Annotated in this window: 18 protein-coding genes; 7 read left to right on the top strand and 11 right to left on the bottom strand. The window is 65.1% G+C overall.

From position 1 onward, the window contains the following. Positions 1-27: 27 nt before the first annotated feature. Together AC5Y2S_RS08905 and AC5Y2S_RS08900 are read left to right on the top strand one after the other, a co-directional pair. Positions 28-1,473 carry a condensation domain-containing protein gene (locus AC5Y2S_RS08905; RefSeq protein WP_499955524.1) on the top strand — a complete coding sequence of 482 codons (1,446 nt, stop codon included), beginning with the start codon at positions 28-30 and terminating at the stop codon, positions 1,471-1,473. 49 nt (positions 1,474-1,522) lie between these two features. Next, on the top strand, positions 1,523-2,773 hold the full coding sequence (locus AC5Y2S_RS08900) for a glycosyltransferase (RefSeq protein ID WP_499955522.1): 1,251 nt from the start codon (positions 1,523-1,525) through the stop codon (positions 2,771-2,773). A 9-nt stretch (positions 2,774-2,782) separates the two neighbouring features. Here the strand turns inward: AC5Y2S_RS08900 and AC5Y2S_RS08895 are convergent, their stop codons facing one another. Genes AC5Y2S_RS08895 through AC5Y2S_RS08885 form a run of 3 tightly spaced genes read right to left on the bottom strand, consistent with a single transcriptional unit; the run spans position 2,783 to position 5,632 of the window. Next, a complete protein-coding gene (locus AC5Y2S_RS08895) occupies positions 2,783-3,616 on the bottom strand; it encodes a glycosyltransferase family protein (protein ID WP_499955520.1) in 834 nt (277 codons plus the stop codon). Then, positions 3,616-4,863, bottom strand: coding sequence for a glycosyltransferase (locus AC5Y2S_RS08890; RefSeq protein WP_499955518.1), 1,248 nt, complete (start codon positions 4,861-4,863; stop codon positions 3,616-3,618). The genes AC5Y2S_RS08895 and AC5Y2S_RS08890 overlap by 1 nt, the downstream gene beginning before the upstream one ends. Before the next feature lie 16 nt (positions 4,864-4,879). Beyond that, positions 4,880-5,632, bottom strand: a complete 753-nt coding sequence (locus AC5Y2S_RS08885) for a phthiotriol/phenolphthiotriol dimycocerosates methyltransferase (protein ID WP_499902614.1) — start codon at positions 5,630-5,632, stop codon at positions 4,880-4,882. A gap of 256 nt (positions 5,633-5,888) precedes the next feature. Here AC5Y2S_RS08885 and AC5Y2S_RS08880 point away from each other — a divergent pair, with 256 nt between their 5' ends. Next, positions 5,889-9,566 carry an MMPL/RND family transporter gene (locus tag AC5Y2S_RS08880; protein ID WP_499955701.1) on the top strand — a complete coding sequence of 1,226 codons (3,678 nt, stop codon included), beginning with the start codon at positions 5,889-5,891 and terminating at the stop codon, positions 9,564-9,566. A 14-nt stretch (positions 9,567-9,580) separates the two neighbouring features. Here the strand turns inward: AC5Y2S_RS08880 and AC5Y2S_RS08875 are convergent, their stop codons facing one another. Beyond that, positions 9,581-11,335 carry an AMP-binding protein gene (locus tag AC5Y2S_RS08875; protein ID WP_499955516.1) on the bottom strand — a complete coding sequence of 585 codons (1,755 nt, stop codon included), beginning with the start codon at positions 11,333-11,335 and terminating at the stop codon, positions 9,581-9,583. A 130-nt stretch (positions 11,336-11,465) separates the two neighbouring features. Between AC5Y2S_RS08875 and AC5Y2S_RS08870 the strand changes: the two genes are divergently transcribed. Next, complete coding sequence (locus tag AC5Y2S_RS08870) at positions 11,466-12,803, top strand: hypothetical protein (protein ID WP_499955514.1); 1,338 nt, start codon at positions 11,466-11,468, stop codon at positions 12,801-12,803. Here AC5Y2S_RS08870 and AC5Y2S_RS08865 read toward each other — a convergent pair. Together AC5Y2S_RS08865 and AC5Y2S_RS08860 are read right to left on the bottom strand one after the other, a co-directional pair. Then, positions 12,756-13,730, bottom strand: coding sequence for a glycosyltransferase family 2 protein (locus AC5Y2S_RS08865; RefSeq protein WP_499955512.1), 975 nt, complete (start codon positions 13,728-13,730; stop codon positions 12,756-12,758). The two genes, AC5Y2S_RS08870 and AC5Y2S_RS08865, sit on opposite strands and share 48 nt — an antisense overlap. Before the next feature lie 25 nt (positions 13,731-13,755). Then, positions 13,756-14,529 carry a GAP family protein gene (locus AC5Y2S_RS08860; RefSeq protein WP_499955510.1) on the bottom strand — a complete coding sequence of 258 codons (774 nt, stop codon included), beginning with the start codon at positions 14,527-14,529 and terminating at the stop codon, positions 13,756-13,758. 324 nt (positions 14,530-14,853) lie between these two features. On the opposite strand from AC5Y2S_RS08860, the gene AC5Y2S_RS08855 reads away from it, so the two are divergent. Together AC5Y2S_RS08855 and AC5Y2S_RS08850 are read left to right on the top strand one after the other, a co-directional pair. After that, on the top strand, positions 14,854-15,819 hold the full coding sequence (locus tag AC5Y2S_RS08855) for a GDP-mannose 4,6-dehydratase (RefSeq protein WP_499955508.1): 966 nt from the start codon (positions 14,854-14,856) through the stop codon (positions 15,817-15,819). Continuing rightward, positions 15,816-16,907, top strand: coding sequence for a glycosyltransferase family 4 protein (locus AC5Y2S_RS08850; protein WP_499955506.1), 1,092 nt, complete (start codon positions 15,816-15,818; stop codon positions 16,905-16,907). Before AC5Y2S_RS08855 ends, AC5Y2S_RS08850 begins: the two co-directional genes overlap by 4 nt. 31 nt (positions 16,908-16,938) lie before the next feature. Here the strand turns inward: AC5Y2S_RS08850 and AC5Y2S_RS08845 are convergent, their stop codons facing one another. Then, a complete protein-coding gene (locus AC5Y2S_RS08845; protein ID WP_499955504.1) occupies positions 16,939-17,736 on the bottom strand; it encodes a class I SAM-dependent methyltransferase in 798 nt (265 codons plus the stop codon). Between the two features lie 284 nt (positions 17,737-18,020). Here AC5Y2S_RS08845 and gmd point away from each other — a divergent pair, with 284 nt between their 5' ends. After that, the gene (gmd, locus tag AC5Y2S_RS08840) at positions 18,021-19,040 is read left to right on the top strand and encodes a GDP-mannose 4,6-dehydratase (protein WP_499955502.1); all 1,020 of its coding nucleotides are present in this window, start codon (positions 18,021-18,023) and stop codon (positions 19,038-19,040) included. 8 nt (positions 19,041-19,048) lie between these two features. Here gmd and AC5Y2S_RS08835 read toward each other — a convergent pair whose 3' ends face one another. From AC5Y2S_RS08835 to AC5Y2S_RS08820, 4 genes are all read right to left on the bottom strand, one after another. Continuing rightward, complete coding sequence (locus tag AC5Y2S_RS08835) at positions 19,049-19,996, bottom strand: methyltransferase type 11 (protein WP_499955500.1); 948 nt, start codon at positions 19,994-19,996, stop codon at positions 19,049-19,051. Continuing rightward, on the bottom strand, positions 19,993-20,952 hold the full coding sequence (locus tag AC5Y2S_RS08830; RefSeq protein WP_499955499.1) for a UDP-glucuronic acid decarboxylase family protein: 960 nt from the start codon (positions 20,950-20,952) through the stop codon (positions 19,993-19,995). The genes AC5Y2S_RS08835 and AC5Y2S_RS08830 overlap by 4 nt, the downstream gene beginning before the upstream one ends. A gap of 20 nt (positions 20,953-20,972) precedes the next feature. Next, positions 20,973-22,289: a UDP-glucose dehydrogenase family protein gene (locus AC5Y2S_RS08825; protein ID WP_499955497.1), complete on the bottom strand. Its 1,317-nt coding sequence runs from the start codon at positions 22,287-22,289 to the stop codon at positions 20,973-20,975. Between the two features lie 190 nt (positions 22,290-22,479). After that, positions 22,480-24,015: a hypothetical protein gene (locus AC5Y2S_RS08820; protein ID WP_499955496.1), complete on the bottom strand. Its 1,536-nt coding sequence runs from the start codon at positions 24,013-24,015 to the stop codon at positions 22,480-22,482. Positions 24,016-24,114 lie beyond the last annotated feature (99 nt).

Here is a 24,114-nt window from a genome sequence, read left to right as displayed (position 1 = left end):
GCTTAGGCCGGTATTAAGGAGGGAAACGTGTTCATAGGTGGAGGCTCTGAGCACGACAGCCTGCGAGTTGGCAACGCGTACGACTGGTACCCCGGCGCGGGATCAGTCGTCACGTGGCAGCCCACGCCCGGCTGCATCGCGAAGGCTAGGCAGGCCCCGGTGAGCCCGGTGCCGCCCAGCTCGATGCAGGCGGGTCACATTCGTGGGTTCGTCGAGTTCGGCGAGCGCGGTCTCGACTACTCGCGAGCGATCATGGGTTCCTGGGATGTGCCCGGCCGCTGCGACATCCGCGCCATGAGCTACGTGATCAACGCGCACCTTCGGCGTCACGCGACGTACCACAGCTGGTTCGAGTACACCGAAGACAAGAACATCATCCGCCACACCCTGAAGAACCCGCGCGACATTCAGTTCGTCGCGAAGGAGTACGGCGTGATGACGGAGCGCGAATGGCGCGACCACGTACTGGCCACGCCCGACCCGCTGCAGTGGGACTGCTTCAGGTTGGGCATCGTCCAGCACGACGACCGCTTCTCGCTGTACGCGGTCGTGGACCACCTGCACTGCGATCCGATGTTGCTCGCGGGGCTGTATGTCGAGATCGTGATGAATTACACCGCGCTCATCGAGGGCAAGGCGCCCGTCACGCTGCCGCCGGCGGCGAGCTACGACGACTTCTGCGTGCGCGAGCACCAGATCGTGTCGGGGATGACGTTGGAGTCTCCCGAGGTGCGCAAGTGGATCGAGTTCGCCGAAGCCAACGGCGGGACCCTGCCCGACTTCCCGCTGCCGCTGGGCGACCAGTCGATTCCCTGCGGCGGTGACACCCACGTGGAGCGGCTGCTGGGCCCGGATCAGACGGCCCAGTTCGAAGCCCTCTGCCGGCAGGCGGGCGCCCGGTTCAGCGGTGGCCTGTTCGCCTGCGCCGCCCTGGCTCACTACGAATTGAGCGGCGCGGAAACGTATTACGGGCTTACCCCCACCGACAAGCGGAAGAGCCCGGCGGACTTCATGACGGTGGGCTGGTTCACCGGCGTGGTGCCGTTCACCGTTCCCGTCGACCCGAACTCGTTCGAGGAAACGGCCCGCGCCGCGCAGGCCTCCTTCGACGCGAACATGGATCTGGCGAACGTGCCGTTCGACCGCGTGCTGGAATTGGCGCCCTGGCTACGTAAGCACGGACCCCAGTTCACCATGATGAGCTACATGGACGCGGGCCTTCCTCCCCTGTCCGGCATCGTCGCCACCGCCCTGGACGGCGTGAACGCGACAGCGTTCACCGATGGCCGCAGCCCGGCGTACATGTACTCGACGGTCTTCCGGCTGTTCGACGAGGTCTCGATCATGGTGTCCTACCCGAACAACCCGGTTGCCCGCGAATCCGTGATTCGCTACACGGAGGCCTTGAAGTCGGTCTTCGACCGGGTCGTCGCGGGCAAGCTGGCCGCGATCCCGGTTCGCGTAGCCAGGTAAGCTGCGAAGCGCTTCGTCCTCGTGCGAAGTGGAAGGCTGAGCTCCGTCGATGAAGTTTGTCTTGGCGGCCCACGGTACCCGCGGCGACATCGAGCCCGGCGCCACGGTCGGCGTGGAACTGCGGCGCCGCGGGCACGATGTCCGAATGGCGGTGCCGCCGAACCTGGTTGACTTCGTCGAGTCGGCCGGGGTGCCCGCCGTCCCCTACGGTCCGGACACGCGCGAGCAGGTGGTGGCCGTCGCCGACTTCACCCACAACGCGTTCAAGCCCCAGAACCCGGTCAACTTCATGCACACCTTCAGGTCGCTTTTCGTCGAGGGCTGGGCGGAGATGAGCCGGACGCTCACCTCGCTGGCCGACGGGGCGGACCTGCTGCTGACGGGCCAGACGTACCACGGGGTGGTGGCGAATGTCGCGGAATACCACGACATTCCGGTGGCGGGCCTGCATCACTTCCCGGTGCGGGTCAACGGTCAGATCGGCGTTCCGTTTCTGCCGTCGCCCGCGCCGGCCGTCCGCACCACGCTGTCGGCGGGCTGGTGGCTGTATTCGCGTTTCACCAAGCCCGACGAGGACGCGCAACGCCGCGAACTGGGTCTGCCGCGCACGACGGTTCCCGCGTGGCAGCGGATGGCCGACGGCGGAACGCTCGAAATCCAGGCGTACGACCGAGCACTGTTCCCCGGGCTCGCGGCGGAATGGAATGGCAAGCGCCCCTTCGTGGGTTCGCTGACCCTGGAGTTGGCCGCGGACACCGACGACGAGGTCGCGTCCTGGATCGCGGCGGGAAAGCCGCCGATTTACTTCGGTTTTGGCAGCACGCCGGTCCGGTCCCCCGCCGAGACGGTGGCCATGATCGCCGACGCCTGCGCCGAGTTGGGCGAACGGGCGCTGATCTACTCCGGCGCCGAGGGTTCGCAGCCCACCGCGGATCATGAGCACATCAAGCTGGTCGGACATCTCAACTACTCCGCGATCCTGCCCACCTGCCGGGCGGCCGTGCACCATGGCGGGGCGGGCACGACGGCGGCGAGCCTACGAGCCGGACTTCCGACGCTCATCCTGTGGGACGTGGCCGACCAGTTCATCTGGGCCACTCAGGTCAAACGGCTGAAAGTCGGTTCCGCCAAGAAACTTTCGCACATGACCCGCAAATCGTTGGTCAGGCAGCTCCGCAAGATCCTGGCACCGGACTGCGTGGCCCGGGCCCGCGAGATCGCACCGCAGATGTCCAGACCGGCCGTGGGCGTGGTGGCCGCCGCTGACCTCCTGGAGCAGTCCGTCCGCGTCGGCGTCTGAAATCGACTGCTACGGTTGCCGGCTGGCGGCGGCGTCGCGCCCGACGAGCGGGAACGACTTGTACCACTTGCGGTGGTGCGCCGCCCCCATCTCGCGCAGGATCCCCATGGCCGCGAACCAACCGTGCGTCTTGCGCAACCCCAGGATCATCGCGCGGCTGGAGCCCCAGTGGTACTTCAGGCCGCCGAAGTGGACCTTCGCGGTCCGGCGCCCGAAATGGTTGACGTAGGCCATTTCCGTCGTATAAACACCGAATCCGGCTTTGCGCGCCCGCAGCGCGAGGTCGAGATCGAGCCCCCAGCCGTAGCGCCCGAAGGTGCCGAGATCCATTCCCCCGATTGCGTCCCAGCATTCCCGGGACATCGCCAGCGCTGTCCCCTCGATGGCGGGCACCACCCGATACCGCGGCCGCGGAACGTAACTCGCGGCATCCGGTATTCCCTCGATCACCGCGAACGGGAACCCGATGTTGAACAGCGGCCCCACCATCCCGACGTCCGCGGGCAGGCGCGGGTCGAGCAGGGCGGCGACGAATCCGCGGGAGAGCCGGGTGTCGTTGTTGAGCGTCATGGCGTGGGAATAACCCTCCGCGAACGCGGTCCGCATCCCGAATTCGCTGCCCCCGGCCCACCCGAGGTTCCTACCCGGCGTGGCCACGCGTTCGTTGCCGATCTTGGGGTAGTCGCCGCGGTTGTCGACGATCAGGTAGTCGGCGCCCTCGCGCTCCAAATCGGCTATCAGCGCGTGTGTGTACTCGTGCTGCCCGTAAACCGGCACGGTGATCAGTAGGGACACCACCGGAGCGTACCGCGAGCCGGGCGACCCCACGGGGCGTTCGGACATCAGCCGAATCCGTCGCGTCGGGCGGCCTTTTCCAGCAGATCGGCGGCGCCGGCGACGCTCTCGGCGGGCTTGGTCATCCGCGAGGCGATCTCACGCGCCCGGCTGACATACGCGGGCGCGAGGACCGAGCGGAGGTCGGTGACCAGCGTTTTGCGGGTGGTGCTGGCGAACCGACGGGCCGAGCCGACTTTCAGCTGTTTGATCTGGGCCGCCCAGATCGGTTGATCGGAGGTGATCCAGAGGATCAGCGTGGGGACGCCCGCGCGCAACCCCGCGGCCGTCGTGCCGGAGCCGCCGTGGTGCACGACCGCGCGGCAGGTCGGAAAGATCGCGGCGTGATTGACCGCCGCGACGACCTTCACATGATCGAAATCCGGAACGCCGCCGTCCCGGGCGCGCGAGCAGATCAGGGCTCGTTCGCCCAGCTCCGCGCAGGCCCCGCCGATCATGGTGACGAGATCCGCAAGCGACCCGATGGGCATGCTGCCGAACCCGAAATAGATCGGCGGCGTTCCCGCGGTGATCCACGACGCCACCTCGTCGTCGGCATCGGTCGGCGACTCCATGGTCAGCGCGCCGACAAACGGCCGCCGGGCACCCCATTCCGCGGCCAGCCCGGGAAAGCAAAGCTCGTCGTAGGTCTGGATCTCCAAGGCTCCGTGTTGTGACATGCGTTGCGGCGCAGGGCAAGTGGCCTTCGGCAGGCCCAAATCCCGGCGCTGCGCGTCCTCGGCGCCCCGGGTGAACCGCCAGTACATCCAGTCGAGGGTCTTCATCGTCGAGCGCACCAGCGGCGCGGGCAATCGCGCGGGAAAAGCCACCTGGCCGTTGGGCCGCATCGGGTAGAAGTGCAACGCGGCCAAGGGAATGTCGTAGCGCTCAGCGACATTGGCGGCGATTTCCTGATAGAGCTGGCCGGTCAGCAGCAGGTCGACCCCGGCCGCGAGCGGCTTGAGCGCGGCACCCAGTTCCCCGTAGCCCGCCCTGACCGGCTCCATGGCCTCGCGCGCCAGCTTGACCGGATTTTGGATCTTCCACGAGTTATGCAGGAAGTCCTCGTCCAGCTGCTGCTGGGAATCCCGCTGCCCGTAGGCGACGGCGGGCAGCCCGGCCGACTCGACGAAGCCAATCAGGTTGGGCGGCACCGCCACCCGCACCTCATGCCCGCGGCGCTGCAGTTCCCGGCCGATGGCGGCGCACGGCTCGATATCGCCGCGAGTTCCGTAGCTCGCCAACGCAAACTTCATGACGGAGTCGAGCCCATCAATCCTTGACGAAGTGGTAGACGCGGTAGGAGAACCCCCCGGCGCGGCGCAGATCCCAGTCCATCACCCCGACGCCGTACCGGATCAGGGAATTCATGAAGCCGGGCAGGCGGTCGCTGATCTGCTGCTGGGTCCGCCGCGTGTTGGCGTCCAACCCGCGCTTGGCCTCCGCGTCGACGTCCCGCTCCGAGACCTTCCGCAGCGGCGCGTTGGCCAGCGCCGCCTCCCATTCGGCGACGACGGGAGCGCGGCGCGAATCGGTGTACAGGAAATGCCCGCCGGGCCGCAGCACGCGAGCCACCTCCTCGAGGAAACGACTGAAGTGGGGGTACTGGTGGGAGGCCTCGACGTTGACCACCGCGTCGAACGAGCCGTCGGGGAAGGGCAGGTTTTCCGCATCGCCTTGCACGAAATCCAGGCCGGGAAGCTGGTGGCGTTCCCGGCACTTGTCGATGCTCGCGGGGTTGAGGTCCAGCCCCGTGTAGGAGGCCGGCCCCAGGTTTCGCACGATGTAGGAGGCGCCCCCGCCGGCTCCGCAACTGACCTCCAGCACCTTCTTGCCGGTGAGATCGGTCTGCGAGGCGGTCACGTGATAGAGCTGGATGCAGTAGCGGTTGGGTTCATCGGATGCCGCCAGCGGCAGGCCCATCGGCGGATCCTCTTCGTAGCCGAAGTTGAAGAAGACCACGTCATCGCCGACCTGGCGGGTGCCGAGGGGCAAGAAGTACTTCGTGGTGAGCTTGCCGACCAGTGGGTTGGATTGCAGGCGGTATTTGAGAGCCACGGGGAGAGTGTTGCACGGATCCGCGGCACTACACGCCGAATAGCCGCCTTGAGCAGTTTGTGACCTGAAATTGCGGGCCTGACCAGCGCGTTACTGCCAAGATCACAGCAATGTCACGGTCGCCGCGCAGATCTTGATTACCCCACGCGAGTGTGGGCCGGATTGTAGGGTGGGTTGGGTGTCGAGCCGGATTGGCACGGGCGAGGCAGCCAAGCCTGGGGGAATCTTCGACCGCATAGGCGACATCGTCGTGCGGTGGCCCCTGCTTGTCATCGCCGCGTGGATCGGGGTCGCGGCCACCCTCGCGCTGGCGTTTCCGCCGCTACCGGTTCAGGCCAGCAAGCACGAGCCGAAGGCCCTCCCGGACAACGCCCCCACGGTGCTCCTCAACCAGGAAATGGCGAAAGACTTCGCCACACCCGGCGCCGACTCCGCGGCTAAAGGCCCCGGAGACACCAAAAAAGGCGGGGACGCAGCCGGGGACGGGGGCGGTGACAACCCGTTCGGCGGCGGCGGTTCCCTGCTGATGATCCTGCTCAGCGACGAGAACGGCATCTCGCCCGCGGACGAGGCCGTCTACGCCAAGCTGGTCGACAAGCTGCGACAGGACAAATCCGACAAGCTGACGGTGCAGGACTTCCTGTCCAGCCCCCAGATGCGCGAAGTCCTGGCGAGCAAGGACGGCAAGGCCTTCATCCTGCCGATTTCGTTTCCCGGTGCCGGCACCGCGCCGTCGACGATCGCGGCCTACCACCACGTCAAAGAGATTGCCAAAGAGGTCACCGCGGGAACCTCGCTGACCGCGCATGTCAGCGGACCACTGGCCACCATCGCCGATGCGACCGCCATGGCGCTGGAAGACGCGCACTTCATCGAGATCTTCACCGTGGCGGCCGTGCTGCTCATTCTCTTTATGATCTACCGCAACATCATCACCATGTTGGTCCCGTTGATCAACATCGGTGCGTCCATCGGAACGTCGCAGGGCGTCTTGTCCGCGGCGAGCGAGATCGGCCTGACGGTGGGCCTGCAGTCCCTCGTCCTGATGACCGCGGTCATGGTCGGAGCGGGAACGGACTACGCCGTCTTCCTGATCAGCCGCTATCACGACTACGTGCGGCACGGCCACCATTCCGATGAAGCGGTGAAGATGGCGCTGATGTCGATCGGCAAGGTGATCGCCGCGTCGGCGGCCACCGTCGCGGTCGCGTTCCTCGCGATGGTTTTCACCAAGCTGGACGTGTTCTCCACCGTCGGCCCGGCCATTTCGATATCCGTCATCGTGGCGTTCCTCTGTGCGGTGACCCTGTTGCCCGCCCTGTTGGTGCTCGCCGGGCGTCGCGGCTGGATCAAACCCCGACGCGAGCTCACCACTCGCGTGTGGCGGATCATGGGAACGCGCGTCGTGCGCCGGCCAAAAATCCACCTGATCGGCAGCCTGATCGTGCTCATCGGGTTGGCCAGCTGCACCAGCGTGATGCGCTTCAACTACGACGACCTCAAGACGATGCCCTCGTCGGTGGACAGTTCCAAGGGATATGACGTGATGAACCGCCATTTCCCGGCTAACTCTCTGACGCCCATGGTGCTGTTCGTCAATTCGCCATCCCACGACCTGAGGACGCCGGCCGCCCTTGCCGACCTCGAGCAGATGGCCGCCCGGGTGAGCCAGCTGCCCGACATCACGATGGTGCGGGGGCTGACCAGGCCCAACGGCGAACCGCTGGAGCAGACCAAGATCTCGTTCCAGGCCGGCGAGGTCGGCAACAAGCTGGACGACGGATCCCGCCAGATCACCGAGCACGGGAGCGATCTGGACCGGCTGGTCAACGGCTCCAATCAGCTGGCTGACGCCCTGGCCATGCTGCGCGATCAGGTCAGCGGCGCCGTTTCCAGCCTCGGCCCAGCGGTCTCGGCGCTGACGGCGATGGAGCAGATGGCGGGCGGCGACAGCACCATCGCCGCGCTCGACCAGGGCGCCGCCCTCACCGGGCGGATGAAGACGCTCGGCGACAACCTCAACATGTCCACCACGAACACCGAAAACATCGCCGCGTGGGCCACCCCGATGTTGAACGCCCTCAACAACAGCCCCGACTGCAATGCCGATCCGGGGTGTGTGAGCTCGCGGTCGGGGTTGGCCGCGATGGTGCAGGCAAACAATGACGGCACGCTGAACTCGATCAAGATCATGGCCCGCAACCTGCAAGCGGCCGGGAAATCACAAACCGTGGGGCAGACGCTGAACACCGCTCAGCAAACCCTGACCCAGGCCTCCAGCGCCATGAAGACGATCCGGGACCTCCAGTCCACCATGGCCAACGCGCAGCAGGGCGCCAACGCCCTCGCCGACGGCAGCCGCGCCATCGCCGGCGGGGTGAAGCAACTCGTCGATTCGACCAGGCAGATCGGTAGCGGCCTCAACGAGGCGTCGCAGTTCCTGCTCACCATGAAACACGACACCGACAACAAGCCATCGATGTCCGGTTTCAACATCCCGCCGCAGATCTTGACGCGGGACGAGTTCAAGCAGGGCGCCGCGATCTTCCTGTCCCCCGATGGCCACTCGGCGCGCTACCTGATCCAAAGCGCGATCAACCCGTTCACCACCGACGCGATGGACCAGATCCCGAAGATCATCAAGGCCGCGCAGTCGGCGCAGCCGAACACCGAGCTGTCGGACGCCAAGGTGGCAGTGGCGGGCTTGCCGAGCGGGCTTGCCGACACGCGTGACTACTACAACAACGACATCGGTTACATCGTCTTCGCCACGATCATGATCGTGTTCCTGATCCTGGTCGGCTTGTTGCGAGCGATCGTTGCACCGCTCTACCTCATCGGTTCGGTGCTGCTCTCGTACTTGTCGGCAATGGGCTTGGGCGTCTTGGTGTTTCAGCTACTGCTCGGGCAGAACCTGCACTGGAGCCTGCCCGGGCTGTCGTTCATCCTGCTCGTCGCGGTCGGCGCCGACTACAACATGCTGCTCATCTCGCGCATCCGCGACGAGTCGCCGCACGGCGTGCGGGTCGGCGTTATTCGCACGGTGGGTTCGACCGGAGGTGTGATCACCTCGGCCGGCCTGATCTTCGCCGCCTCGATGTTCGGGTTGATGAGCGCCAGCATCTACACGATGGCCGAGGCCGGCTTCATCCTCGGGATGGGCATCCTGATCGACACCTTCCTGGTGCGTTCGATCACGGTGCCGGCCATGGCCGCGCTGATCGGACAGAAGAACTGGTGGCCTTCACACCTCGGCAAGACCCCCGCCCAGGTTGTCGCGGCGCACCAGAAGAAGCAGCAGCAGCTGGATCAGCTGACCGACCAACTGGTCAAGATGAAGGTGATTCCCAGCCCGGCCGCCTTAGCCCCGGCGGCCGCTTCCCCTGCGGCGAACGGGTCCCATGAACCGTGGATTCCCGACGACCTGCTCGTTCGCCTGAAACTCGTCCCGCCCGGGCACAAGCCGCGCAGCAAGTCGCGGCGGACCCGGCCCGCCGGCGTTGCCAAGACGCCGCCGGGCGTCACCAAGAACGGGAAACGGTCTAAGCGCCAACGCATTTCCAACCACGCGCTTCCGCTGTTCGACCTCAGCGGCCTGCCGGGCCAGACGATCGACGACCTCCGCGATTCGGCGCCCGATTACGCCCCGGCCCCCAACGGCAACGGCAAGCGCAAGGGCGACGGCTACCTCGGCCACTCGCTGCCGCTGTTCGGCCAGGACTTCCTGTCGCCGCGACCAGTCACCGTCGGCGCCAACGGGAATGGGCATTCCAACGGCAACGGACACAGCGAACCATCAGCCGACGACGACCTCGGCAACCCGCTGCCGCTGTTCGGTGCGAGCGCCCCGTCGCAGCGGGCCAGCAACGGCAACGGGCACGGCAAGCACCCGCTGCTCTAGCCTCGGGAGCCTTGCTAGCCGTCCAACCGGACGAACTCGTCCTGCCGGTAGAGCTCGGCGCACTGCGATCGTCTGATCTTGCCGCTGGTGGTGATCGGTATCGAACCCGGCGATACCAGAACCAGATCCGCCACCTTCAGCCCGTGCGACTTCGAAATCGCCGACGTGACTTCGCGTTTCACGCCGCGCAGCTTATCCGCGGCCTCCTCCTCGGAGCCGCCGCGCTTCTTCATCTCGATGATCGCGACCAGCTTCTCGACGCCCTTGTCGGGCACCGCGATGGCCGCGCAACGTCCCGCGGTGATCTCCTGGATCGTCGCCTCGATGTCGTCGGGCGAATGGTTGCGCCCATAGACAATCAACAGGTCCTTGATCCGGCCGATGATGAACATCTCGCCGGTGGAGAAGAAGCCCGAGTCGCCGGTTCGCAGCCACGGGCCTTCGGGTGTGCCCGGCGACGGCTCGACGATCTTCGCGCGGAACGTGCGCTCGGTCTCGTCGGGCTTCTGCCAATACCCGGCGGCGACGTTCTCGCCGTGCACCCAGATCTCGCCGACCGTCCCCTCCGGGCACTCGCGACCGGTGTCGGGGTCGACGATGCGGTGCAGCATCGATTTCGGGTCGCCGTAACTGACCAGTGGTGTGCCGCTTCCGGTTTCGCACCGCACCGCCTCGCCGCCGGGCAGCTTCTCGGAATCGAAGTAACCGATCTCGGGCGGGTCGCCCACCTGGCGGGTCGACATGTACACCGTGGCCTCCGCCATGCCGTAGCAGGGCCGCAGCGCCCGGGGGTCGAAGTTGAAGGGCGCGAACCGGTCCGCGAATCGCTTGAGGGTGGCCGGCTGCACCCGCTCGCTGCCGTTGAGGATCGTGTGAACGACGCTGAGGTCGTGCCCGACCATGTCGTCGTCGGAGGTCTTGCGCACCGCGAGCTCGTAGGCGAAGTTCGGCCCGGCCGAGATCGTGCAGTCGTTCTGGGCCAACATGTGCATCCAGCGGGCCGGTCGCTGCAAGAAGCCCACCGGGCTGGACAGCACCGTCGGTACGCCGGCCAGGATCGGCATGATGATCCCCAGCAGCAGACCCATGTCGTGGTAGAGCGGCAGCCAGGTCACCACCGTCAGGCCGGGGGGCGCCACCCCGCCCTCCGGGGCGAAGAAGTCGCCCATGATCTGCTCGAAGTTGGCGAAGACGTTCTTGCTGGAGACCATGACACCCGCGGGCGTACGGGTGGAGCCGGAGGTGTACTGCAAGTAGATGAAGTCCGACCCGTCGTTGGCGCCGGGTCGGGGCCGCGGGCCGGTGGGCCGCTGCCGAGTCTCGAGGTCCAGCAAATCGAGTTCGACGATCGTGGGCGCGGATTGCCCCTGCTGCGACTGCACGGACGCGGCAACGTTGTCGATGACCGCGGACGTCGTCAGGACGACAGCGGGCGAGGTGTCGGCCAGCACCGAGATGGTGCGTTCGTCGTGCGCACCGCCATAGGGAACGGAGAGCGGAACCGCGACCAGCCCGGCCTGCAGGGCGCCAAGGAAACCCAGGACGTAATCGAGTCCATTGGGAGCGAGGATGAGCGCCCGATCGCCGGTCGACGCGCTGGCTCTCAGCTGTTCGCCGAGGTTGACGACGCGCTTGTACAGCTGCGACCACGTCAGGGTGTGTGGGACGCCGTCCCAATCCTGGTCGTAGTCAAGGTATGTGAAAGCTGCGTCGTTGGGCTGCAGGCTCGCGCGTTCGCGCACCACAGCGGGTATGGATGACTGAACCACGGAGAACACACTACCTTCGTCGAAAGCGTTTACGGCCCGGAACGGGCAGCTTACAACCGCACCGCCCCGCGGTTTCCCCCCACGCACAAAGCGCTCCGCCCCTGGTGGCGAATAAACTACCGTGTACGCGGTGGACAATCGACTCGCACACATGGACCAGGCGTCTTTCCTCGGTCTGCGGGCGCTTGGCTACGGGGCGCACGTGCAGTTCAACTGGATCTACAACCGCCCCGCAAACATTGACGGATTGCGGCGCTTCCACCGAAATCTCGGATACGGGTTGCTGGGGCGGCTGGTCGAACCGTCGCCGCTGCCTTTCGCCCGTGATCGATGGGTCGTATCCCGGGGACCCAAAGACATCGAGATCACCGAAACACCGCGCTCCCGTGCGGATCTGAACGCGTGGCTTCATGAGCGGGCGTGCCTGCCCCTGGATCCCGAATACGGGCCCGGTTGGCATATCGGGGTCCTCCCCCTCGATGACGGGGGGACCGCGGTGTGCCTGACGGCGTCGCACACCCTCGTCGACGGCCTCGGCATCCTGCAGGCGATCTCCGACGCGGCAACCGGACGGACCCGCCACCTGGGCTACCCATCCCCCGATTCGCGCCGCCTCGGGCGGGCCGCGCTGCAGGACGCCCGGCAAACGATCGCGTCGGCTCCCGAGCTGGCGCGGGCGATGGCGGCGGTGGTACGCATCGCCCGGCGCCGCCGCAAGGACGTGGTGGCCTCGATGACGTCCGCACCGCCTGCGCCGCGCCGGGCCGCCCACGATCCGCCCGTCCTGGTGCCCCACCTGACGGCCTATGTCGACGTGGCGGACTGGGACGCGTGCGCGAAAGGCATTGGCGGAAACAGCTTCACGCTTCTCGCGGGATTCGTGGGCAGGCTCGGGGCGCGAGTGGGACGCGTCTGCGACGACGGAACCGTCACGCTGGCGTTCCCGGTCAGCGACCGCACCGAGGACGACACCCGCGGCAATGCGGTGGTGTTCCCCACTATTTCCGTCGACCCGACCCACCTGTCCTCCGGTCTCGGGGAGGTCCGTCTCAAGTTCAAGCAGGCGTTCGCCGACCTGACGGAGATCACCGAGGAGCTGCTGGGACCGCTGCCGCTCGCGGCGCTGGCTCCCAAATGGGCCGCGCGCCGCGCGGCGGGAATGGGATTGGGCGCCGCCAGCCATCCCATCGGCTGCTCCAACGTCGGGGACATGCCCCCGGCGACGAACCGCCCGGACGGGACCGATGCCGACTACGCCTGCGGGCGGCTGATCGAACCGGGCATCAACCAGCGTGCCCTCGAGCGCATGGGTGGCCAGCTGTTCGTCGCGTCGGGGCGGGTCCACGGAAAGATCTTCCTCGCGGTCAACGCCTACCTCGCCGGCCGGACGAACTCCCAAGCCGCGCTGCGCGAGGACGTCTCACGCACATTCGACGAATTCGGCCTCACCGCGGAAATCCACGGCTAGCGCGCGGGCGCGGGAAAATTCGCGAAACGGCGCCCGCGCCAACGCCTTCAGATGTGCGGCGCGCTGCGGCCCGAAGACCGCGATCTCCACGGCCAGCGCCAGCCACGCGGGAAACCACCAGAGTCGCGCGAGGATTCGGATCGAGCGGGGAGACGCCGGGTCGACGGCGAGCCAACTGAGAATGCGCAGCTGATCGAGCAGGTAGCCGCGGGACTTCATCAGGTGCGTGGTTTCGGTCCCCTTCATGTGACTGCGCACCGACAGTTCCCGGGGCACAAAGCAAACGGTCGACCGCAGCATCAGGCGCAACCAGAAATCCACGTCGACGAGCTGGTAGATGTCGGTGCGCAGGCCCCCCGCATCGAGCGCCAGCTGGCGGCGAAACATCACGCAGGTGGGTTCGCCCACCCAATTTTCCTTGGCGCCGCGCAGCGCGACCTGGCGCACCAACGACGGTCCGTCGTTGCGTTCCCGCAGGTTACGGAAGCGGGAGTGCATGTTGCCGTATCGGCGCTGCCACCGCTCGTCGTCGCCCACCACCTGCCGGGGCGCGAACGCGAGCCCGACCGCCGGGTCCTCGAAGCACCGCGCCAGCGTCGCCAGGGCGCCGGGCAGCAGCCAGTCGTCGCCGTGCACGAACTGGACGCACGTGCCCCGGGCCAGCTCCAGGCATTTGTTGTGGTTCCCGTTGAGGCCGAGGCGGGGCCGATTCTTGACCAGCCGGTCCCCGGGCCGCAGCAGCGCGGCGGCGACGGCGGCGCCGTCGTCCGACGAATCGTCGTCGGCGACGATGATCTCGAAGTCGACGCCGTCCTGGTCCAGGATGCTGCGCAGGCAACGCTCGATGGTGGCGCCGTTGTTGTACATCGGCACGCAGACTGAGACCAGCGGGGTTGGCGGCGGATCGTCAGCCTGATCGGGATTCACCGATGTGGCGCCCTCGGCAGCGCTATCAGAGAGCGGCAACACCCTGGGTCACCCACACGACCCCCCCGAGACCCAGCACGGCCTGGGTGATCTTCAGGCGGTAAGTCAGCAGCCAGGTCTGCATCTTCAGCATGAGCGCCAAGGTCTTCTCAGGCCTGATCAAGTAGCTGACCAGGGGAATCTCGATGACCGCGAGCACCATGAACGTGAAGACGATGAAGACGGAGAACTGCGTGAAGATGCCCGTCCCCGAGGCCATGATGAAGGTCAGCAAAATCACGCCCTCGTAGGGGGGAAACGTCGATGCGGCGCCGACCACGAACGCCGGCCAGAGCGCATCGCCGCTCAGCATCGCCTGGGTGCGCACGCCTAACCGCGCGAACAGGCTCTTGGGGCGCTCGTCCTCCACCAGGACCGCCGTGTTGCCGCCACCCACGGTTGTCTCGATTGGCGGCCCAACCGGGACCCGGGCCGCCGCCCGTTCGCGGGCCAACATGACCGCCAGGATCACCAGTGAGAGCACGCCGACGGTGATCATGAGGCGCGGGCCGGAGAAGATGATGACCGCTGCCCTGACCTCTGCGATAGCGGCTGAGGCGGCTCGGATGGCCGCCAACGCGACGTCACGCATCCCTAGCAGCACAATTGTTGCGATCGCGACGCCCGATACGATGCCGCCCAGCCAGAAAGCGAACAGGTTCAGCATGGGTCGCCGCCGGGACAACATCACGACGGCAAGCCCCAGCCGCACGGGATCGATCGCCATCCCCAAGCCGGCTACCACCAGTAAGGCCCACATCATTGAGGACGCTACATTGCTGCCGCGTATCCCGTGGCGTTACTGGCGAATTCGTTCGTTGGCCCACGATGTGCGCACCGCCACCACCACAGCGTCGAACATGTCGGCGAACCGTGCGACGTGGCGATTAGGCGCCCGATCAACGCGGGCCCCGCGCCCACGTGTGAGCACCCCGGGAGCGGGCTACTTATTGCGCTACCCGTCCCGGGAGTGATCCACGGGTTCCGACGGCACCTTGGATGGTTCAATAGGGGCCAATGGCGGCTTAACGTGCGCATACGCCGTGCTCACGGGTATCCGCGCCAGGAAACTAGGAGGGGCGGCATGAGGGCGCTCATCTGCGGCATCTCAGGCCAGGATGGTGCGTACCTGGCGCGCCTGCTGCTCGACAAGGGCTACGAGGTGTGGGGAACCTCACGCGACGCGCAGATCGGTGGATTCGCGAATCTCGCGAGCCTGGGCATTCGGGAACGCGTGCGCCTGGAGTCCATGGCAGCTAACGATTTTCGCAGCGTCCTGAACGTGCTGCGCAGGACCAATCCGCAAGAGGTCTACAACATGGCGGGGCAAAGTTCGGTCGGCCTGTCGTTCGAGCAGCCCGTGGAAACGCTCGAAAGCATCGCCGCGGGGACGCTGAATCTGCTTGAAGCGATACGGTTTCTCGACACTCCGATCCGCTTCTATAACGCCGGGTCAAGTGAGTGCTTTGGCGACACGGCAGGTCGCGCGGCGAACGAAGAAACGCCGTTTCGTCCCCGCAGCCCCTACGCCGTGGCGAAGGCGACGGCGCATTGGCTGGTTGCCAATTATCGCGACGCGTACGGATTGCACGCGAGCACCGGCGTGCTGTTCAACCACGAGTCCCCTTTGCGCCCGGAACGTTTCGTGACGAAGAAGATCGTCGCGGCGGCGGTCCGCATCGCCAAGGGCGCCCCCTCCCGTCTTACGCTGGGCAACGTCGAAGTCAAACGAGACTGGGGCTGGGCTCCCGAATACGTGGACGCGATGTGGCGCATGCTGCAACAGTCGCGCGGCTCGGATTTCGTGATAGCCACAGGCGAGAGCCACACGCTGGGAGAGTTTGCGGAGACTGCGTTCGCGCAGGTCGGACTGGACTGGCGCGTGCATACGGACCTTTCGGAGGCACTGGTGCGCCCGACAGACATCGCAGAAGGGCTTGGCGATGCGTCGCGGGCACGGGAAGTGCTCGGCTGGTCGCCGACCTACCGGATGCCCGATGTCGTCAAGGCAATGGTGGAGGCCGAGTGGGCTTTGAGTGAGCGCCGGTGAAAGTCGCGTTCGACCACCAGATCTTCGCTTTCCAGCGATATGGCGGCGTCTCGCGCTACTTTTTCGAGCTCGCTCGCCGCCTGCCGGACCACAGCGTGTCGGAGGTGTCCATCGTGGCTCCGCTGCACGTCAACAACTATCTGACGGCGGATTCCGCCCGCCCCTTCACGCGGGGCAGGTATGTCCCGTACACCTTCAAAGACACTGCGCGCGTCATAGGGGCCGTCAACCGGTTCGCCGTGCCGATCGCACTGCGGAAAGCGAATCCAGACATCCTCCACGAGACCTACTACGCCATCAAGCCCATCGGTAGGGCACGGCGCCGCGTTGTCACCGTCTACGACATGATCCACGAGCTGTTCCCCGAAGAGTTTCCCGACGCCGCGCAAGCAACCGCTGCCAAGCGAGCCGCCATCAATCGCGCTGACCACGTCATCTGCATTTCCGAAAACACGCGCCGAGATCTCGTGAGTCTCTTCGGCGTCGACCCGGCGCGCACAAGCGTTGTCCACCTGGGTTATTCGGTGGACGTTGACACGCCTGCCGAGCAGGAACATACGGGCAGGCCCTCCCTGCTCTATGTGGGAAACCGCTACGGCTACAAGAATTTCAAATCTCTGCTGCAAGCCTTTGGTAGCTCTCCGATATTGCGGGAATTCGACCTGGTGGCTTTCGGCGGACAGCCAGTGCTGTCTGATGAGCTCGAAGAGATCGAGCGACTCGGTGTTACGGACAGGGTGCGGTTCGAGTCAGGGTCGGATCGTGAGCTCGTCACGCGCTACCGGTCGGCCACCGCGTTCATCTATCCGTCCAAGTACGAGGGATTCGGGATTCCTCCGCTCGAAGCCATGAGCTATGGGTGTCCGGTCGTGTGCAGCGATGCGGGCCCCATCCCGGAAGTGGTGGCCGACGCCGGCGCCTATTTCGATCCCAACAGCGTCGAGGACCTCCGGGCGACCCTGGAACGCGTCGTGACAAGCGACGAATTGCGGACGGATTTGCGGGAACGCGGCCACGCCCGGCTAGCGTCCTTTTCGTGGGATGAGTGCGCGGCGGCGACCGCGCAGATCTATCGCGACCTGGTGTAACTCTCGCCGCAGGCGACTCCTACGCCGGGTTTCAGCCCGTGACGGCAGCTATCAGCCGCTCGTGGTCGGCCCAGGCGCGGGAACCGAGGGCGCGGCGCGGCAACCAAGACAGAAGTCCTGAAACACGTGGCGACATTAGGAAACGCAGGGCCAGCGGGTTGATTTTTGCTCGCGTCCAGATATGGAACGTTCCCGCGCTGTACAGGCGCATGCCGAAGCGCTTTCCTATGAGCTCCAGCGTTCGTTTCTGATAGAAGCTGATGTGCTGTCCGGTGGCAAAGCAGTAGTACCACCACGCGTCCGGAGCGGGAGGCTCGCCGGAGAACAGCTCCGTCGAAAAGATGATCGTGTCGGTGCCGGAGCTACCCAGCAGCTCGTCTACGAAGGCCACCGGGTCTGGCAGGTGCTCCAGCACTTCGAAGGCGGTAACGGCGGTGTACGGCGACTCCCCTTCCTCGCTCATCTCGAAGCCCCTCGCGACCAGGTTGGGGCTGTATTTGTCGGCCCAGTAGTAGTCGAAGCCGATATCCCGCATCAGGCGGGTGAAAATGCCATAGCCCCCGGCCGCGTCCAGGAACCGACCCCGGTGGTCAAACAGGAAAAACAAGACCAGCGACGTCACCCGTGCCAAGTCGAGGTTGCGGACCAGAATTCCCGTGTCTGCGGACGCCACGGGGCTGTCATAGGCTTCTTCCAGCCAGTAAGGCTCTTCCGTCTGCAGTCCGCCGCAGTTAGCGCAGAAGTAGTAGCGACATTCGTGCTTGCCAAGCACCTCGTGCTCGAACGCCGTCCTGGCAGCGGAACCGCAAATTCGGCACTGCACGGACATACCCACCCTCCCAAACGTCTTCCGCATATCGACGAGTGCGGAAGAAGGCAGTCATAGCTCGACGCCATGGCCAGCGACCGGCTGCGCCTAGCCGGTCGACCGTATCCACAATGTAACTAACCTGGGCGCCGTTCGGCGCCCGTTTGCCAGCTGTAGCACCAACTCGCGCTGTGTACGACCTCTACTATGAAGCGACGACAATGCAGGGCGTAGCGGAGTAGCGCCAGTGGGCCCACGATCCAAGGACTTGGGGAGAGGTCTGCATCGACAGGGGTGAGAAATTGGTGAAGCGAGCGCTGATAACTGGAATTACGGGGCAGGATGGCTCCTACCTCGCCGAACTGTTGCTCAGCAAGGGCTATGAGGTCCACGGGCTCATCCGCCGAGCCTCCACGTTCAACACCTCGCGGATCGATCACCTCTACGTTGACCCGCACGACCCCGATGCCCGCTTGTTTTTGCACTACGGGGACCTCATCGATGGAACCCGCTTGGTCACTTTGCTCAGCACCATCGAACCGCACGAGGTATACAACCTCGCGGCGCAGTCGCACGTGCGCGTCAGTTTCGATGAGCCCGTGCACACCGGCGACACCACCGGCATGGGATCCATGCGACTGCTCGAGGCCGTCCGGCTTTCCAAGGTGCATTGCCGCTTCTATCAAGCGTCCTCGTCGGAGATGTTCGGCGCGTCGCCGCCACCGCAGAACGAGCTAACGCCGTTCTATCCGCGCTCGCCGTACGGTGCCGCGAAGGTCTACTCGTATTGGGCAACCCGCAATTACCGGGAAGCGTACGGATTGTTCGCGGTGAACGGCATCTTGTTCAACCACGAATCCCCAAGGCGCGGCGAAACGTTCGTGACCCGCAAGATCACCCGGGCCGTGGCGCGCATCAAGGCCGGCGTTCAGTCTGAGCTGTTCATGGGCAATTTGGACGCGGTCCGCGACTGGGGATACGCGCCCGAATACGTCGAAGGCATGTGGCGGATGCTCCAGGCGTCCGAGCCGGAGGACTTCGTTCTCGCCACGGGACGCGGCTACACCGTGCGTGAGTTCGCCCAGGCGGCATTCGAGCACGCCGGACTGGATTGGCAGAAGCACATCAAGTTCGACGAGCGTTATCTGCGGCCCACGGAGGTGGACGCGCTGATCGGCGATGCGTCGAAGGCCACCGAAACGCTTGGCTGGATGCCGTCGGTTCACACCGCCGAATTGGCGCGGCTCATGGTGGACGCTGACATCGAAGCGTTGGAGTGCGAGGGCAGGCCATGGATCGACAAGCCCATGGTCGCACGGCCGTAAAGAGCCGGCTAACGGTTCGACGAGCGCTTAGGCATCCTCCTGGCGAGCAGCTTGACGGCTGAGACCGCGGTATTGAACCGAAACGGCGAGTTGTCTGAGTGCGCAACACGGAGTTTCGCCTCCAGCTCATCTATGTCAGAGCTCGCCAGCGCGATCGCCGGATGGGTAAGGGGCCATTGCAATTCTTCAGCGTCCAGCGAGGAGTAAACGGTGTCCCCCGTCGTGTGCGTCGCTTCGGCGTGAAAGCCGACGTTACGTACAAGGTTCCGCGCCGGGGCAACGGAAAGGCCCGCCTGAGCCCATATGCTGTAAACCCATTGGTAATCCCAGGTATCGATGTTGCCGTCGTAGACGCTTTGAAAGACGGATTCCCACTGGAAGCGCTCGCTCAACCTCGGAAGATGCTGGTCAAAGAGCCGCCGGTCCCTGATCTCCGGCCAGTGCGTCATGTTGAGGTCATACTTCGCCCAGGCACGTCTCCAGGTGGCCCAGCCCCACACGTGCGGATATCTCGAGAAGTAGTAACTGTCCGTCGTCGTGGCCCGTCCGAACAAATGGTTGTCCCCGGAGATCATCATGACGCGCTCGTCGCTCTCGTAGCGATCAAGCAGTTCGGCGCAGTAGGCAAAGAAAGATGCAGAGGGCACGCAGTCGTCCTCGAGGATTATCGCCCTGTCGACTTGCTCGAAGGCCCAGGTGATCCCGGAAGAGACACGTAACCGGCACCCCAGGTTAGTGTCCGAGAAATTTGTCTGGACTTCGCAGTCCCAGTCGACTTCTTGGGCGATTTCGCGTGTCTCTGAGCACTTCTCAACCTCGCCGGGCCTATTCGCACGGGGTCCGTCGGCAACGATCAGCAGCTTCTCGGGCTTTGCGGCCCGGATCGTCTCGAACACCTGCCGCGTGGTTTCCGGCCGGTTGAAGACGATGAAGACGATTGGGGGCGTCGTTGTCACAGTCCGGTCCTCGGGGTGGTTCTGGGCTTGAAGTATTCGATAGTTCGCGCGACGCCCTGTTCGAACGGGACTTGGGGGCGCCAGCCCAGCTTTGACTCGGCCAGGCTGATGTCCGGCTTGCGCTGTTTCGGGTCGTCGGGAGGTAGGGGCTGGTAAACGGTGGGCGAGGCCGATCCGGTCATTTCCTTGATGAGGGTTGCGGCCTGCCCGGCGGTGAATTCTGCCGTGCTCCCAAGGTTGACGGGTCCGATGAACGATGGGTCGCTGGCGGCCATTCTCACGAGTCCCTCGATGAGGTCGTCGACGTAGCAGAAGGACCGGGTTTGGCTGCCATCCCCGAAGACGGTGATCGGTTCACCCGCCAGCGCCTGGGTGATGAAGGTGGCGACGATGCGGCCGTCCGCGGGGTCCATCCGCGGGCCGTAGGTGTTGAAGATGCGGACGACCTTGATTCGGACGCCATAGCGGCGCGCGTACTCGAGCATCAGCGTCTCCGCGATTCGCTTGCCCTCGTCGTAACAGCTCCGGGGGCCGAAGCAGTTGACGTTGCCCCAATAGCTTTCGACTTGGGGATGGACCGTGGGATCGCCATAGACCTCGCTGGTGGAGGACTGAAGTATCGTCGCTCCCTTCTGGTGCGCCAGTTCGAGGAGATTTTTCACGCCGGTGTAGTTCGTCTCGAGGGTGAACAGCGGATCGCGCTGATACGTCAGCGGCGACGCGGGACAGGCCATGTTGAAGACGACGTCCAGCGGGCCCGCCGTAGCCGCATCGATCGGCTCCGTGATGTCGTGCTCGAAGAAAACAAAGCCCGGGTCATCCTCGAGGTGACTGATGTTCTCGCGACCACCCGTATAGAAGTTGTCGAGTCCGAGAACCTCGACGCCGTCGCGGCGAAGGCGATCACAGAGGTGGGATCCCAGGAAGCCGGCCGCGCCGGCGACGAGGGCTCTCATTCGTTTCTTTCTCCTAAGTTCTAGTTCCGGCCCATGCCGTAGTACTCAAAACCCTCGGCCCGCAGGCGCTTTGGGTCATAGATGTTTCGGCCATCGAACACGACGAAACCTCGCATTATCGACTTGAGGCGCTGCCACGACGGCCGCTGGAACTGCTTCCATTCGGTGACCAGAAGCAGGGCATCTGCGCCCTCGACGGCCTCGTACATATTCTCGGCGTACTCGATCGAATCCCCCAGCGCCTTTTTCGCCTGCACGGTCGCTTCGGGATCATAGGCCCGTAGTGTCGCCCCCATCTCGACCAGCCGCCTCGCGATGACGATGGAGGGGGCCTCGCGCATGTCGTCGGTCTGGGGCTTGAAGCTGAGGCCCCAAAGCCCGAAGCGCAGGCCTTCCAGGGTCGTCGCAGGCGACTGGCCTGAAAAATGGGTCACGATCTTGGACACGAGGGCGGATTTCTGCCCGCTGTTGACCTCGTCGACCGCACGCAGCAGACGCGAGTCCGAGCCCAGGCTCTTGGCGGTATGTATAAGCGCCTGAACGTCTTTCGGCAAGCAGGAGCCACCATATCCCACCCCGGGGAACAGGAATTCATAGCGGATTCGCCTGTCCGCGCCGATCGCCTCCCGCACCGCCGAAATGTCTGCGCCGGCCTTCTCGCACAGGTTCGAGATCTCGTTGATGAAGGAAATCTTGGTCGCAAGGAAGCAGTTCGCCGCGTATTTCGTCATCTCGGCGCTCCTGATGTCCATGGCGATCAAGGGATTGAAAGTGCGCAGGAACGGCTCGTATACCTCACGCATAATGTCGAGGGCGCGCTTTGAGTCGCTGCCTATCACCACGCGATCGGGCTTCATGAAGTCCGCGATCGCCGTCCCCTCCTTTAAGAATTCGGGATTGGACACGACGTCGAACTCGTGCCTGGCCTTCTTGCCGACGATCGCGCGCACCTCGTCGGCAGTGCCGACGGGCACGGTGGACTTGTCGACAACGACCTTGTAGCGGTCCATATACGACCCGATGTCATCGGCCACGGAGTAGACGTAGGACAGGTCGGCCTCGCCACCCTCGCTCATGGGCGTCGCGACGGCGATGAAGATCACGTCTCCGTGCTCCACCCCGCGCTGTTTGTCGGTCGTGAAGTCGATGGACCCCATCTCCCGGCTGCGTTCGATGAGCTCGGCCAGTCCCGGCTCATAAATCGGAACCTCACCCTCGAGAAGCCGGTCTACCTTCGCCTGGTCGATATCGACGCAGACGACCTCGTTGCCGCTGTCCGCCAGGCACGCGCCCGTGACCAGCCCGACGTAGCCGCACCCGATCACCGAAATCTTCAAGATGGCCCCTTCATCCTCTAAGTCGATCGCCGCCCATAGTCTCGCAAGTGCGACGTTCCCATGTGGTTTTAGCGAACGATCGTCGGTGGCGCCTGAGAGGTGAGGACGAGCAGCAGCAGGTCACCGCCGTCCGAGTGGATGTCGCAGACGCGACTCGCCACCAGGGCAGCGGCGCCTCCGTCCGGCAACATCAGTGCGGCCCGGTGGGCCGAAGACTTACCTCCGGTGATGATTTCGTCACCGGCTCCGCTACCGACGATGTAGGACTGTCATCAGGATCTGGGGGGCCTTGCGCCCGGGCCAGCCCGTCGTCGCTGCCACGCGGGGAAACTGGTCGACGCGCGTAGGAAACGATGATGACGGCGCACGTGACCAGCCATATGAACGGGGTCAAAAACGTCGTGGAACCGGTAACCGTACGGGTCCCGATACCGGGAATCTCAACAGTGCTAATCGGGATAGGCAGCGCGACCTGGGCGACGCTGAGTGCCGCGGCCACACTCACGCAGATGCCAACCGCGCGACGGCGGTCGCCCCGCCTTGCGAGCCGGTCGAATAGCCCGCTTCCGGGCGGCCCGTCGGGGTCTCGAGCGACGAGTGCGGCGACCGGCAAAACGCATACCAGGTAGTAATAGAGGGTTTGTGGCGGGAAGAGTGTGGCGGTGACCAGCAGCACAATGCCGACCATGACCGGCGGCATACGTCGTCCCAGCGCCAGCACGCAAACGACCACGGCGACCAGAACCACGTACCCGACCGCGGATCGCGGACCAATGAGAAAGTCCTCCGGAATCCTGCCGCCGGTCTGAGCGAGCTTGATGTTATCCGGGATCAGGAACACGGCTTTGCTGAAAGAGACGTTCCGACCACTGAAAAGCACCGCATTGGAACCATTGAAGTCGCGGAAGTTGTGGATCGACTCCCCAATTGTCCCGGGAAAGCCCCCCGGCCACGCTAGATACGCGGCGATATTGGAGACCAGGATGCCGGCGATGGCGAGGCCGCCCCACCGCCACCGTCGGGCGGCGAACAACGTCACAGCCAATACAGCGAACGGCGGCTTCACCAGCGCCGCCAGCACCACCATGATCGTGACGAGGCCCCATTGCCGCCGGCACAGCCCGACCAGCAGAACCAGCGCGATTGGTACCAGGAACCCCGTCGAGTTTCCCCGATCGATCACCATCCACGCCGGTACCGCCGCGGCGCCCAACGCCACGAAGACCACCACCCGTTCCAAGCCGGATGCCCCGCGGGCCGCCCAGACCGCGGGAGAAAGGACCGAGATCGTCAGCGCGACCAGATAACCGACCAGCCCCAGCCGCGGGGCGCCCAGCAATTTTCCGAGAAGCCCGAACAACAGGTGTGGGATCATTCCGGCTGCCGGATACTGCATCCGCACCAGCGGGTGCGGCGGCAGCAACGGGTAGGGCGCCCAGGGATCGGGTCGCAACACGGCTTTCACAACCATCGAGTAGTCGCTGAAACAGTGGCGACCGATATGAATTTCCGAATCGACGTAGCAGTCCTCGGGGAACGATACGAGAGAGGAAAGCACGTCGACCGAGTAGTACTGAGTCAGCACGTAAATTACGGCCCCCGACAGGGCGGACCCGATCAGGATGATGCCGAGCATGATGGACCGTTCGGACTCGCTGGCGACCGCCAACACCCGCTTTCGGAGCGGCATCACCGCACCCCGCGTCAACTCGCGGGCTTGCTTCAAACTGCACTCTCCTCGGTTCTCGCAAAGCGGTTGCCGGAGCTGCGGACAATGCGCCCGCATGCCGGAGCGTACTAGGCCGACGTGCGGTGAAGGGGTTTT

This window comes from Mycobacterium sp. NGS69, from assembly GCF_059812165.1.
Note: the sequence above shows the minus strand (reverse complement) of the source record. Positions and strands in the feature narration are given on the sequence as shown.